Origin of the sequence: Kribbella albertanoniae (assembly GCF_004348455.1) — a bacterium.
Lineage (GTDB): Bacteria > Actinomycetota > Actinomycetes > Propionibacteriales > Kribbellaceae > Kribbella > Kribbella albertanoniae.
This window is the reverse complement of sequence record NZ_SMKA01000267.1, coordinates 1-12,969: the sequence shown is the minus strand read 5'-3', so window position 1 is coordinate 12,969 and position 12,969 is coordinate 1. Positions and strand designations below refer to the sequence as shown.

Annotated in this window: 13 protein-coding genes; 12 read left to right on the top strand and 1 reads right to left on the bottom strand. The window is 67.9% G+C overall.

Going from position 1 to position 12,969, the window contains the following annotated elements:
• Positions 1–207: 207 nt before the first annotated feature.
• Positions 208–549: a helix-turn-helix domain-containing protein gene (locus E1261_RS36705; RefSeq protein ID WP_132414346.1), complete on the bottom strand. Its 342-nt coding sequence runs from the start codon at positions 547–549 to the stop codon at positions 208–210.
• 369 nt (positions 550–918) lie between these two features.
• Here E1261_RS36705 and E1261_RS36700 point away from each other — a divergent pair, with 369 nt between their 5' ends.
• Genes E1261_RS36700 through E1261_RS36650 form a run of 12 tightly spaced genes read left to right on the top strand, consistent with a single transcriptional unit; the run spans position 919 to position 12,954 of the window.
• Complete coding sequence (locus E1261_RS36700) at positions 919–1,995, top strand: NAD-dependent epimerase/dehydratase family protein (protein ID WP_132414345.1); 1,077 nt, start codon at positions 919–921, stop codon at positions 1,993–1,995.
• Between the two features lies 1 nt (position 1,996).
• Positions 1,997–3,229: a class I SAM-dependent methyltransferase gene (locus E1261_RS36695; RefSeq protein WP_132414344.1), complete on the top strand. Its 1,233-nt coding sequence runs from the start codon at positions 1,997–1,999 to the stop codon at positions 3,227–3,229.
• Between the two features lie 31 nt (positions 3,230–3,260).
• Entirely contained in the window at positions 3,261–4,091 is an 831-nt protein-coding gene (locus E1261_RS36690) for a sugar phosphate nucleotidyltransferase (RefSeq protein WP_132414343.1), read from the top strand.
• Complete coding sequence (locus tag E1261_RS36685) at positions 4,091–4,741, top strand: PIG-L deacetylase family protein (protein ID WP_132414342.1); 651 nt, start codon at positions 4,091–4,093, stop codon at positions 4,739–4,741. Before E1261_RS36690 ends, E1261_RS36685 begins: the two co-directional genes overlap by 1 nt.
• Positions 4,738–5,859 carry a methyltransferase C-terminal domain-containing protein gene (locus E1261_RS36680; protein WP_165952768.1) on the top strand — a complete coding sequence of 374 codons (1,122 nt, stop codon included), beginning with the start codon at positions 4,738–4,740 and terminating at the stop codon, positions 5,857–5,859. The genes E1261_RS36685 and E1261_RS36680 overlap by 4 nt, the downstream gene beginning before the upstream one ends.
• Before the next feature lie 2 nt (positions 5,860–5,861).
• Entirely contained in the window at positions 5,862–6,410 is a 549-nt protein-coding gene (gene rfbC / locus E1261_RS36675; protein WP_132414340.1) for a dTDP-4-dehydrorhamnose 3,5-epimerase, read from the top strand.
• Positions 6,407–7,723 carry a glutamate-1-semialdehyde 2,1-aminomutase gene (locus E1261_RS36670; RefSeq protein WP_132414339.1) on the top strand — a complete coding sequence of 439 codons (1,317 nt, stop codon included), beginning with the start codon at positions 6,407–6,409 and terminating at the stop codon, positions 7,721–7,723. The genes rfbC and E1261_RS36670 overlap by 4 nt, the downstream gene beginning before the upstream one ends.
• A 10-nt stretch (positions 7,724–7,733) precedes the next feature.
• Entirely contained in the window at positions 7,734–8,384 is a 651-nt protein-coding gene (locus E1261_RS36665) for a phosphatase PAP2 family protein (RefSeq protein ID WP_165952767.1), read from the top strand.
• A complete protein-coding gene (locus E1261_RS36660; protein WP_132414337.1) occupies positions 8,381–9,343 on the top strand; it encodes a glycosyltransferase family 2 protein in 963 nt (320 codons plus the stop codon). Before E1261_RS36665 ends, E1261_RS36660 begins: the two co-directional genes overlap by 4 nt.
• A 1-nt stretch (position 9,344) precedes the next feature.
• Positions 9,345–10,532 carry a polysaccharide pyruvyl transferase family protein gene (locus E1261_RS36655; protein ID WP_165952766.1) on the top strand — a complete coding sequence of 396 codons (1,188 nt, stop codon included), beginning with the start codon at positions 9,345–9,347 and terminating at the stop codon, positions 10,530–10,532.
• Positions 10,529–11,806, top strand: coding sequence for an MATE family efflux transporter (locus E1261_RS45595; protein WP_165952765.1), 1,278 nt, complete (start codon positions 10,529–10,531; stop codon positions 11,804–11,806). The genes E1261_RS36655 and E1261_RS45595 overlap by 4 nt, the downstream gene beginning before the upstream one ends.
• Positions 11,803–12,954, top strand: a complete 1,152-nt coding sequence (locus E1261_RS36650; protein ID WP_165952764.1) for a glycosyltransferase family 4 protein — start codon at positions 11,803–11,805, stop codon at positions 12,952–12,954. The genes E1261_RS45595 and E1261_RS36650 overlap by 4 nt, the downstream gene beginning before the upstream one ends.
• Positions 12,955–12,969 lie beyond the last annotated feature (15 nt).

Below are 12,969 nucleotides of genomic sequence, written 5' to 3'. Positions count from 1 at the left end.
CGCTGATACATCCCACCCCAAATTGGCAGAAATTCCTCAGCCCGCCGCCCCGCGCCACCACTTGTGCCCGGAGACAGGAACACGCCGCCGGAGACCTCAGGCAACAGGTCTCCAGCCACCACAAGGTGTCTCCGGCCACCAGTTGTGGCGCGGGCGCGGTCGCCGGTCCGACTCGGGCGGCTCGCGAGCGCTGACCGAACGGAAGCGTCAGGCCGCGTCGGTGCTGTGCGCGACGAACGAGACCTCGGTCTTGGCGTCGTCCAGCGCGATGTTGAGCGTTGCGTCGAGAGCTTGTACCAGGCGCGCGAGCAAGGGCAGGGTCGGCACAGTGTCTGACCCCTCGATCCGCGAGATCTTCGCCTGGGTCAGACCGGAGCGCGCGGCAAGCTCGGTCTGTGTCAGGCCGAGCTCGGTACGTCGTTCGTACACCGCCTGAGCCAGTGCCATCGACAGCCGGATCTCACGCCGGGCATCGGCGACATCCGCCGGCTCGCTGAACCCCTCGGCAAGCTTCCGCTCACGCAACATCTTCCAGCGACTGCGACTCACGAGACCCAAGGTATATGTCGTTCGCGACATACAGGCACCGAGTGGCCGGACTGTGCTGCGGGCAATCGTTTGCCGACGACAATCTACGCACACTCGCGGTCCCCGCGCACGGTGGGTTCAGTCGGCGGGGTCGCTTGAGACTCGCCTTGTGCACGGGTCAGTCACTTTGTGGAGTGTGGGGTGGCTGGTGGGTGCCCAAGGACATGCCGTGGCGGTTGGTCGGTTCACAAGGTGCGCCCCGGTGCGGGGTTGCCCGAGCGGTCGGCGTGGGCAGGGGGCGTGGAATCGGGGGCGATTGGATGTATCAGGAGGGCTTGAAGTGGATCTGTATGAGGCGACAGGGGAGTGTCGGGGTGAGGGAGCGTACGGATGAGAGTGCTGGTCACCGGCGATCGGGGTTATATCGGGGCCGTCATGGTGCCGTTCCTCCGGGCTGCGGGACATGTGGTGGACGGGTTGGACACCGGGCTGTACGAGGGGTGTGACCTGCTGGGTGGGCCGGAGCCGATCGGCGACCGGAGGCCGCGGGACATGCGGGACGTCACGGCGAAGGAGCTCGAGGGGTACGACGCGGTGGTCTGTCTGGCCGCGTTGTCGAACGACCCGCTGGGCAACCTCGACAAGGAGGCGACGTACTCGGTCAACCTGCGCGGCACGCTGAACGTGGCCCAGGCGGCCAAGGACGCCGGCGTCGGGCGGTTCCTGTTCGCGTCGAGCTGCAGCCTGTACGGCGCGGCCGGGTCCGAGGCGGTTGGCGAGGACGCCGAGATGTTCCCGGTGACGGCGTACGGGGAGACCAAGGCGCTGGCCGAGCAGGAGCTGTCGAAGCTGGCCGACGACAACTTCAGCCCGACGTACCTGCGGAACGCCACCGCGTACGGCGCCTCGACGCGGTTGCGGCTGGACATCGTGGTGAACAACCTGACCGCGGTCGCGCTGACCACCGGCCAGGTTCGATTGGAGAGCGACGGCACCCCGTGGCGGCCGCTCGTCCACATCGAGGACATCAGCCGCGCGTTCGGTGAGGTGCTGGAGTCACCGCGCGACCTGATCCACGACGAGGCGTTCAACGTCGGCCGGTCCGAGGACGTCGTCCAGGTCCGCGACATCGCCGAGATGGTCCGTGAGGTGGTTCCGGGGTCGACGCTGTCGATCGCCGACGGCGCCGGGCCGGATCTTCGCAACTACAAGGTCGACTTCAGCAAGCTGAACGACACCTTCCCGGGCCTCAAGCTCGAGTGGACGGTCCGCAAGGGCGTCGAGGAGATGTACGCCGCCTACCAGCAGCACGGTCTGACGTACGACGACTTCACGTCGGCGCAGTTCGTGCGACTGCGCCGGATCCAGCAGCTGCTCGGCGCCGGCCTGGTCGACGGTCAGCTGGTCCGCCAGACCGAAGACCAGTTCCCCGGCCCGCTGGCAGATGTGTTCAAGGAGGGCAACTGAGATGGCTCAGACTGTTGCCTGCCGTCTCTGCGGCGAAGAGCTGAACCGGACGTTCGTCGACCTCGGCATGTCACCGCCGTGCGAGAGCTTCCTGCGCGCCGACCAGATCGACGCCGGGGAGACCTTCTACCCGCTGAACGTGCGGATCTGCGACAACTGCCTGCTCGTCCAGCTCCCGGCGTACGTGGCAGCTGATGACGTCTTCTCCGACTACCTGTACTTCTCGTCGTACTCGACCAGCTGGGTGGAGCACGCCCGCCGGTTCGTCGTCGACATGCAGGAGCGGCTCGACCTCGGGGCGGAGAGCCTGATCGTCGAGGCGGCCAGCAACGACGGCTACCTGCTGCAGCATGCCGTTGCCCTCGGCATCCCGGTGCTCGGCATCGAGCCGGCCGGGAACATCGCCGCGATCGCGAACGAGAAGGGCATCCGGACCGAGAGCTACTTCCTCGGCGAGGCGACCGGTACCGACGCGGCGGCCCGGCACGGCAAGGCCGATCTGGTTGCCGGCAACAACGTGTTCGCGCACGTCCCGGACATCATCGACTTCGCCAGGGGCCTGCGCGCGCTGGTGAAGGACGACGGCCTGGTGTCGCTGGAGTTCCCGCACCTGCTGCGCCTGATCGAGCGTCGTCAGTACGACACGATCTACCACGAGCACTACTCGTACCTCAGCCTCAAGACCGCGGCGCTCGCGTTGGAGAAGGCCGGCCTCAAGGTCGTCGACGTGCAGGAGCTGGCCAGCCACGGCGGATCGCTGCGTGTCTTCAGCACGCCCATCGAGAACGCTGGCGAACCGACCGAGCTGGTCGGCAAGGTGCTGAAGGACGAGGCGGACGCCGGTCTGCACACGGTCGAGGGCCACGCCGGCTTCGCGAACGAGGTCTTCACGATCAAGGCCGAGCTGGTCGAGTTCCTGATCCAGGCGCAGCGCGACGGCAAGACCGTCGCCGGGTACGGCGCGCCCGGTAAGGGCAACACCCTGCTGAACCACTGCGGGATCCGCGAGGACCTGCTGCCGTACACGGTGGACCGCAGCCCGCACAAGCACGGGCTGTTCCTGCCGGGGACGCACATCCCGATCTTCGCGCCCGAGCACCTGGCCGAGACGCGCCCCGACTACATCCTGATCCTGCCGTGGAACCTGCGCGACGAGATCGTCCACCAGCTCGGCTACGCCCGGGAGTGGGGCGCCAAGCTCGTCGTACCGATCCCGCGCCTCGAAGTCATCTGAACAAAGCAGTTGTGGGGGGAAGGAACACAAGATGAAGGTCGTGATCTTCTGCGGGGGGTTCGGGCTGCGCATGCGCAGCGGCGTCGACTCCGCACCGAAACCGATGATGACGATCGGCGACCGGCCGGTCCTGTGGCACGTGATGCGGTACTACGCACACTTCGGCCACACCGAGTTCATCCTGGCGCTGGGCTTCGGCGGCTCGGCGGTCAAGGAGTACTTCCTGCGGTACGAGGAGACGGTCTCCAACGACTTCGTGATGACGAAGGGCGGGCAGCGGATCGAGCTGCTCGACTCCGACATCAGCGAGTGGAAGATCACCTTCGTCGACACCGGCATCGACACCAGCATCGGTGAGCGGTTGCGCCGCGTCCGGCCGTACCTGGAGGACGACGACGTCTTCCTGGCCAACTACGGCGACGTGCTGACCGACGCGCCGATGGACAAGATCGTCGACCACGTGATCGCGAGCGATGTGACGGCAAGCCTGCTCGCTGTCCCGCCGCAGGCGTCCTTCCACGTGGTCGAGTTCGGCACCGACTCACGCGTCACCGGACTGCGCTCGGCGGCCGATCTGAACGTCTGGATCAACGGCGGCTACTTCGTGATCAAGAAGGAGATCTTCGACGTCCTGAACGAGGGCGAGGATCTGGTCGGTGACGCGTTCCCGCGGCTGTCCGCGGTCGGCAAGCTCGAGGCGATCCCGCACCACGGGTTCTGGGCGCCGATGGACACCCTCAAGGAGCGCAGCCAGCTCGAGGAGCTCTACCGCTCGGGCAAGAAGCCGTGGGCACTGTGGGCACACGAGAACCGCCGGCCGAACGGTCAGCTGTCCTCCGACCCGGTCGTGGTGGCGATCTGATGCTCCCGTTCCAGCTCGGCCTGATCGACGGGCCGGTCCACATCGTTGCCCTCGGCGCCCATCCGGACGATATCGAGATCGGCTGCGGCGGCACGCTGCTCAAGCTGGCCGAGTCGGTGCCGGAGCTGACCGCCGAGTTCGTGATCGCCACCGGTGCGCCGCTTCGTCTCGAGGAGGCCCGCCGTGGGGCGGAGCTGTTCCTGCCGGAGTGCGAGGTGACCGTCACCTCGGCCGAGCTGCCGGACGGCCGGCTGCCCGCGCACTGGAACGAGACCAAGGAGTTGCTCGAGGCAACGGCTCGCAGTGATCGGCGGCCCGACATCGTGCTGGCGCCCAGCCGGCATGACGCCCACCAGGACCACCGGCTGATCGCCGAACTGGCGCCGACGGTGTGGCGCAACCACCTGGTCCTGCACTACGAGATCCCGAAGTGGGACGGCGACCTCGGCCGCCCCTGGCTGTACGTCGACCTGACCGAGGAGCAGATGCACGAGAAGGTCGTGCGGCTGCACAAGGCGTACCCGTCCCAGGTCCCGCACGACTGGTTCGACGCGGAGACGTTCACCGGACTCGCCCGGCTGCGCGGGATGGAATGCCGGGCCCGGTACGCCGAGGCCTTCACGACCGGCAAGGGGATGTTGACGTGGTGAGCGTGAACTGCCGCGGGTGCGGCGGCACTGACGTCGTACCGGTTGTGGATCTCGGTGATCAGCCGACCGCTGACCTGTTCCCGACCGCTGACACACCCGGTCCGGATCCGCGCCACCCGCTGTCGTTGTGGCTGTGCCGCGTCTGCACGCTGGTTCAGCTCGGCCCGGTCGAGGCACAGATTGCCGAGGAGCCGCTGGCGGTGGAGTCCGCGACGAGCCTCGCCCACGCCGAGACCTCGGTCAAGGAGATCCTCAGCGACTACCCGGAGCTCAACGGCAGTGTGGTCTTCGAGTTCGGCAGCCCGCACGGCGGTTCCTGGCTGGACCACCTGTACGCCGCCGGCTCCACCCTCGCAAAAGGTAATGAAAAAGCCGACCTGGTCGTCGACGTCCACGGTCTCGTTCACGAGCCGGAGATGGGGGAGAGCTTCAGGTTGCGCGCCGAGCGGCTCGCGCCCGGCGGCCTGCTGGTGATGGAGTTCCACCACCTACTGCCCTTGTTCGTCGGCAACCAGTTCGACACCATCCGGCACGGGCACTGGGTCTACCAGTCGCTGCGCGCGGTGGGCTACATCGCGAACCTGAACGGCCTGGCGATCGAATCGGTCAAGCAGGTCGAGATGTTCGGCGGCAGCCTGATGGTGATGCTGCGGCACACCGCGGACGCCAAGCCGGATGCCTCCGTCGACGTTGTCCTGGCCGACGAAGAAGCAGCCGGGATCGCGGACGAGATCCAGCTGGCCAGCCTGCAAGAGGCCGCGTCGCATGCGGCGGGCGCGTTGCACGCCGAGCTGACCCGGCACAAGGCTGCCGGCCGCAAGGTCCTCGGGTATGGCGCTCCCTCCAAGGCACCGGTTCTGCTCGACCTGAGCAAGGTCGGCACCGACCTGCTCGAGTTCACCGTCGACAAGGCCCCCGGCAAGCACGGCCGCCGGATCCCCGGAGCCTGCCTGGTCCCGATCCGTCCGGTCGAGGAACTGAAGGCTGCCCGGCCGGACGTCGTACTGGTGCTGACCTGGGATATCGCCGAAGAGGTGATCGCCCAGCTCGAGGCCGACGGCGGCTGGGGTGCGACGTACCTGGTTCCGCTGCCCGAGCCGCACGAGCTGAGGAGATGAGCATGCAGGTCGAACAAGTCGCCGGCATCGCCGGTGCACTCATCTTCCGGCCGACGCCGCATGTCGACGAGCGCGGATTCTTCTCGCGCACGTTCGATCGCGACGTGCTGAAGCAGGCCGGTCTCGATCCGGATGCCTTCGTGCAGGACAGCATCTCCCGTTCCCGCCGCGGCGTCGTACGGGGAATGCACGTCCGTGCGGGTGCCGGTGAGGCGAAGCTCGTCAGGTGCTCGTACGGCGCCGTGCTGGATGTCGTCGTCGACCTTCGCCCCGACTCACCGACGTACCGGCAACGCGAGACCTTCGACCTGACCGGCGAGAACCAGGTGACCGTGTATGTGCCGGCCGGGTGCGCGCACGGGTTCCAGGCACTGACCGAGCCGGCCGATGTCTCGTACCGGATTGATCGCGCGCATGACCCGTCCGAGGACGTGTCGATCCGCTGGGACGACGCGGCTCTCGACATCCACTGGCCGCTGCCGGTCACGCTCATGTCCGAGCGCGACCTCGCAGCGCCTTCCCTGGCTGAAGCCCTTGCGAGGCTGACATGAGCAAGTCTTTCGAGAAGTCCATCGCCGCCAACGCCCGCCTGCACAAGGCGATCCCGGGCGGCGCGCACACCTACGCCAAGGGTGACGATCAGTACCCCGAGGACATGGCGCCGGTGATCGAGCGTGGCCTTGGCGCCCACGTCTGGGATGTCGACGGCAACGAATACATCGAGTACGGCTCCGGCCTGCGCGCGGTCAGCCTCGGGCACGCGCACCCGCGGGTGATCGAGGCCGTCCGCGGTCAGTTGGAGCGCGGCAGCAACTTCGTCCGCCCGAGCATCCTCGAGGCCGAGGCGGCCGAGCGGTTCCTGGCCTCGGTACCCACGGCCGACATGGTGAAGTTCGCCAAGAACGGTTCGGACGCGACCACGGCCGCGGTCAAGCTGGCCCGCGCGATCACCGGCCGGACCCGCGTGGCGATCTGCTCCGACCACGCCTTCTTCTCGACCGACGACTGGTTCATCACCCGGACCCCGATGGCAGCCGGCATCCCGGACGCGATCGGCGACCTGACCGTCGCCTTCCCGTACGGCGACCTGGCCGCGACCGAGGAGCTGCTCCGCCGGTACGACGGTGAGATCGCCTGCCTGATCCTGGAAGCCGCGACCCAGCAGGAACCGCCAGCTGGGTACCTGGAGGGGCTGCGCGACCTCGTCCACTCCTACGGCGCACTGCTGGTCTTCGACGAGATGATCACCGGCTTCCGCTTCTCCGAGGCCGGCGCGCAGGGCATGTACGGCGTGACGCCCGACCTCTCGACCTTCGGCAAGGCGCTCGGCAACGGGTTCGCCGTGTCGGCCCTGGCCGGGAAGCGCGAATTCATGGAGCGCGGCGGTCTGCGCGACACCAACGAGCGCGTCTTCTTGCTGTCCACCACGCACGGCGCCGAGACGCATTCTCTTGCCGCGGCGATGGCGGTCATGGACGTGTACGCCGAAGAGGGCATCGCCGCGCGGTTGCACGAACGTGGGGAGAAGCTGGCGGCGGGTGTCCGCGAGGTCGCCTTGGCGACCGGTGTCGAGGACCACGTGCTGGTCCGCGGCCGGGCGAGCAACCTGGTCTTCGCGACGCTCGACGAGAACTTCGCGCCGTCGCAGCCGTACCGGACGCTCTTCCTCCGCGAGCTGCTTCTCGGCGGCGTGATCGGCCCGTCGTTCGTGGTGAGCAGCGCCCTCACTGACGCCGACATCGAGCGCACCGTCGAGGCGGTGGCGCAGGCCTGCATCGTCTACCGCAAGGCCCTCGACGCACGGGACGTTTCAGCGTTCCTGCCAGGGCGTCCTGTCCAGCCCGTTTTCCGTAAGTTCGCTTGATAGGAGCAGCGTGAGTTCGAAGTTGTCAGTGGCACACCGTTGGGCGTTCATCAGTCTGGCGGTGTTCCTGGCATTGGCTGTGTTCGTCACAGTCGAACCGACCGACAACTTCGATCGCGTGTTGCGCGAAGTGTTCCGACCCGATGACGTCTGGGGACCGTGGCAGCTGGTCTTCGGCAACGTCGTCGACGGTGCCGGCCCACCGGTCGCCCTCGCCGCGCTCGCGGTGACCGGTGCGGTCGCCGCCGTACGCCGGAAGTCCTGGTCGCCGGTGGTCTACGTCGGCTGCCTCGCAGTGGTGACCGTGTTCCTGACCCAGGTCAGCAAGGCGATTCTCGGCCGGCCGGATACACACAACGACGTCGGGTCCTTCAGCGGGTCCTACCCGTCCGGTCACATGGTCATCCTGCTCAGTTGCCTGGGCGGGATTCTGCTCGTCTGGCGGCAACGCCCGCCGCTGTGGGCCTGGTGGCTGGTGATGGTGGCCGAGCTGACCATGGGCTTCTCGCTGCTCCTCCTGTCCATGCACTGGTTCACAGACGTGCTCGGCGGCGGACTCCTCGCCGTACCGATCGTCGTCGTCGCGGCCTCGCCGCGGTTTCTCCGTCCGGTCCACCGGACCTCGTCTCCGGCCGCGGCCTCAGTTGGGAGCCCCTCATGACCTACCCCAGACTCAGCATCGGCCTGCCGGTCTACAACGGCGAGGAGTACCTCGCGCAGTCGCTGGACGCGGTGCTCGGCCAGACGTACACCGACTTCGAGCTGATCCTGTCCAGCAACGCGTCCACGGACAGTACGGACGACATCTGTCGTGAGTACGCCGCGCGCGACGAGCGGATCACGTTCTATCGGCAGGACCACAACGTTGGCGCCGCGCCGCACCATGACTTCGTCTTCCAGAAGAGCCACGGCGAACTGTTCAAGTGGGCATCCGGTGACGATCTGTGGGGCCGGGACTTGGTTGCCAAGTGCATCGACCTCCTGGACGCGAACCCGGACGCCGTACTGACGCACACCTACACCGCTGCGATCGACGGCGAGGACAACGTCATCCAGGCACTGGAGTACCCGCTGCACACCGATGCGCCGGAGGCGCCCGAGCGACTGCGGAGCCAGCTGCGGGACGCCGATCTGCCGGGCGCGATCCAGGCCGACGACTTCTACGGCGTGATCCGGTCGGACGTACTGCGCAAGGTGAAGCCGCACGGCAGCTTCTATCACGCGGACCAGGTGTTCATGGCCGAGCTGGTGCTGCACGGCCGCTTCCTCCAGGTGCCGGAGTGGCTGTACTTCCGGCGGCACCACGACGGTCGTGCGCTGCAGGCGAACCCGACCATCAGCAGCTGGTCGCGCAACCTGGATCCGAAGCGGTCCAACAAGCTCGTGCACCCGCCGATCCGGCTGGTCGCCGAATACATCCTCGGCTACTACGCCGCCGTACGGCGGTCTCCGCTGAGTGCCGCGGACAAGCGCGCCTGCAACCGCCACATCCGGGAGTGGCTGACGAGCCGGGTGACCCGTCGGCTGCCAGGCGCCGTACGGCCGGAACCGATCCAGCACTACGGCGCGATCGACACGTTGTCGGTCGCCGCTGTCGTCGCCGGATCCGAAGGGCGCTGACGTGCGGATCGGTTTGTTCGGCCGCCTCGGTTCAGGGAACATCGGCAACGATGCAACCCTCGAAGCCGTCCTGGCCTACCTGAAAGCCGAGCGGCCGGACGCGGTCCTCGACAGCCTGTGCTCCGGACCGAAGCGGGTCACCGAACGGTACGGCGTACCGGCAGCTCAGCTCGGTTGGCTGGACGGCGTCGGACCCGTCCGTGGGCCGAAGCCGATCCGACTGGCGTTGACGCTCGGCCGGATCGTGGCGGGGTCGTTGATCGACACCTGGCGGATCATGTCCTGGGTCCGGCGCCATGACGTCGTCATCGTGCCGGGGATGGGCGTGCTGGAGTCGACGCTGCCGCAGCGGCCGTGGGAGCTGCCGTGGACGCAGTTCGTGATGTCGCTGTCCGGCAAGCTGTTCGGCGTCAAGGTCGCGTTCGTCAGCGTCGGTGCGAACGTGGTTCGCGAACGAGCCACCGGCTGGTTGCTGGCCCGGTCCGCCAAGCTGGCCTACTACCGCTCGTTCCGCGACGAGCAGTCGCTCGGTGCCGCCCAGAAGATGCGGATGGCCGGGCAGTCCGATCACGTCTATCCGGACCTCGTGTTCGCGCTGCCGTCGCCACCGATCGCTCCGGCCGGCGACTCCGTTGGTGTCGGAGTGATGGCCTACTCCGGAGGCACTGAGGAACGGGCCGATGCCGAGCGCATCCAGGAGGAGTACACAGCGCAGATGACGCAGTTCGTCGAGCGGCTGCTGGCCGACGGACGGCGCGTCCGGCTGCTGATCGGCGACGAGGCTGACGAGGTCGTCGCACTGGATGTGCAGTCCCGCGTCCAGTCAGCACACGTGGTGTACGAACCGTTCACGTCCGCCGACGAGCTGATGAACCAGCTCGGCACGGTCGACACCGTGATCGGTACCCGCTTCCACACCGTGCTGTTCGGGCTGAAGCTCGGCAAGCCGACCATCGCGATCGGCTACGGACGGAAGCACCTCGCGCTGATGGAGCAGCTCGGCGTTGCGGAGTGGTTCCAGGACATCCGCGAGCTTGACGCCGAGCGCCTGTACACGCAGTTCGTGGCGCTGCAGGGGGAGCGGGCGCAGGTGGTCCGCACGATCCACGAGCGGCTGCAGGTCATGCGTGAGCGGCTGGACGAGCAGTTCGCCGAGCTGACCGCCGTACTGTTCGGGGGCCGGTCGTGAACGTGCGTCGCCAGGTCCTTGGGAGGCTGAGCTGGGGGATCGCCGATCAGGCGGTGTCCAGTCTCGGCAACTTCCTGCTCGGCGTGTTCGTGGCGCGGCTGATGGGGGCTGCCAGTCTTGGTGCGCTCGGTCTGGCGTTCGTCGCGTATGCGATCGCGCTGAACTGTTCGAGGGCGCTGTCGACCGATGCCGTGATGGTTCGCTTCAGCGCGGCCAGTAAGGACGGTTGGCGGCAGGCGGTCGCCGCTGCGGGCGGGGTCGCGCTGTTCGTCGGCGTACTCAGTGGTGTGATCTGTGTGGGGCTGGGGTTGGTGCTGAAGCACTACACGCCTGGGTCCGAGGCCGGCGCCGCTTTCATTGCCCTGGGCATCGTTCTGCCGGGGCTGATGTATCAGGACAGCTGGCGGTCGGCGTTCTTCGCTGCCGGGCAAGGCGCCAAGACGTTCGTCAACGACACCGTGTGGACCGTGCTCATGGTCGGCGTGCTGGCGGTCGGGTACGCCGCGGACATCCGCGGCATCACCTTCGCACTGCTCGTCTTCGGCGGTACGGCGTGGGTCGCGGGACTGTTCGGTATCTGGCAATCGCGGATCGTGCCCCGCCCGGGACTCGCGATCGGCTGGCTGCGCAAGCACCGCGATCTGGGTGTCCGGTTCCTGATCGAGAACGTCGTACTGGGTGCCGGTGGTCAGATCCGGGGGCTCGTCGTCGCTGCGACGGGCGGGCTGGCGGCCGCCGGTGCGATACGGGGTGCGGAGATGGTGATCGGCCCGGTCGCCGCGCTGCTGATGGGGGTCGGCCAGGTCGCGGTGCCGGAGGCTGCGCGGGCGCTGACCCGTGGGCGTCGCGCGTTGCTCCGACTGGGTGCCGCGTTGAGTGGTGGTCTGGCGGTCGTCGCCCTCGGCTGGGGAGTGACCGTGATGGTGACGTTCCCGCTGGGGATCGGGCGGCTCGTGCTTGGTGACGTCTGGGCCGACGCGCGTGGGCTGGTGCTCGGCATCGTCGTGAGCTGTGCCGCGGGATGCACCCATGTGGGTCCGTCGGCTGCGCTGCGCGCCCTCGGTCGGGCCGACCTGACTATGCAGTGCCAGCTCGTCGTGACCACGCTGTTCGTCGGGATGGCCGCGGTCGGTGCGGTGTTCTGGGGTGCTCAGGGTGCTGTGTGGGGGACGGCCATCGCGTCGATCGTCGGTGGCGGAATCTGGTGGAGCCGGTTGCAGAAGGCGCAGCACGAGCACTTCGCAGCGGCGTCCCTGGAAGGGGTGACTGCGTGAGCGAGGTGATCATTGCGACGTTGATGCGGCTGGAGGGGCCGTCCGGTCTGCAGAGTCATGTGCGGACCTTTGACTCGTTCCTGCGCGATCAGTCCGAACCGGTGAGTGTCGTCAGTCCGTTCTCCGCGCGGTCGCCGTTCGTGCTGCCGCTCTTCGCGGCCCGGATCCTGGTACGGCGGATCAGCCGGCCGGCGGGGATTCGGTGGCACGAGTACTGGCACGCGCGGTACCTCGAAGCGGCCCTGCGCCGGCATCTCGCCTCGCGGCCGGATGCGGTGATCTATGCCCAGTGCCCGATCAGCGCCGGGGTCGCGCTCCGGGTGCGCACGACCCAGTCGGTCGTGATGGTCGCGCACCTGAACATCTCGCAGGCCGACGAATGGGCCGACAAGGGCGAGATCCCGCGCGGCGGCTCGTTGTTCCAGGCGATCCAGCAGCACGAGGCCGACGTACTGAGCCGGCTCGACGGGATCGTCTACGTGTCCGGCTTCAACAAGTCCCAGCTGGAAGCCCGGATCCCGGCGTTGTTGAAGGTGCCGAACGCCGTCGTACCCAACCCGGTCCCGGAGAGCCCGCAACCGGCGGTCGCCCCCTCGATCGTGGCCGATCTGGTCACGATCGGCGGCCTCGAGCCCCGGAAGAACCACAGCCACCTACTCCGGATCCTCGGCGCAGCGGCATCCCGCGGCCACCGCTACACCTTGTCCATCGTGGGCGACGGCCCCGAACGCGCCGCGCTGCAGAAGCTCGCCGCCGACCTAGGTATCGCGGAGCAACTTCGGTTCCTCGGCTACCAACCGGACCCGCGCCCGATCCTGCGCCAGCACCGCGTCTACTGCCACACCGCCACCATGGAAAGCTTCGGCATCGTCCTCGTCGAAGCCATGGCCGAAGGCCTCCCAGTCGTCGCCGCGCCCGTAGGCGGCATCCCCGACGTAATCCAGCCCGGCGTCCAGGGCCTCTTCTGGCCCCTGGACGACACCGACGCAGCCGCCGAGATCCTGATCGCCCTGATGGAAGACCCCGCCACAATCACCCGCCTGGCATCGGCAGCCCGCACCCGCTTCCACCAGGAATTCGCCGCCGACGTAGTCGGCCGCAACCTGCACACCTTCCTCCAGCAGACCCTCCACCCCCGGGTGCCGTAGCCGGCTGTCCCACCC

Bases quoted from the DNA above. Each gene is read 5' to 3' on its own strand.
- E1261_RS36700 (WP_132414345.1), top strand. From the start codon at position 919: ATGAGAGTGCTGGTCACCGGCGATCGGGGTTATATCGGGGCCGTCATG.
- E1261_RS36695 (WP_132414344.1), top strand. From the start codon at position 1,997: ATGGCTCAGACTGTTGCCTGCCGTCTCTGCGGCGAAGAGCTGAACCGG.
- E1261_RS36690 (WP_132414343.1), top strand. From the start codon at position 3,261: ATGAAGGTCGTGATCTTCTGCGGGGGGTTCGGGCTGCGCATGCGCAGC.
- E1261_RS36685 (WP_132414342.1), top strand. From the start codon at position 4,091: ATGCTCCCGTTCCAGCTCGGCCTGATCGACGGGCCGGTCCACATCGTT.
- rfbC (WP_132414340.1), top strand. From the start codon at position 5,862: ATGCAGGTCGAACAAGTCGCCGGCATCGCCGGTGCACTCATCTTCCGG.
- E1261_RS36670 (WP_132414339.1), top strand. From the start codon at position 6,407: ATGAGCAAGTCTTTCGAGAAGTCCATCGCCGCCAACGCCCGCCTGCAC.
- E1261_RS36660 (WP_132414337.1), top strand. From the start codon at position 8,381: ATGACCTACCCCAGACTCAGCATCGGCCTGCCGGTCTACAACGGCGAG.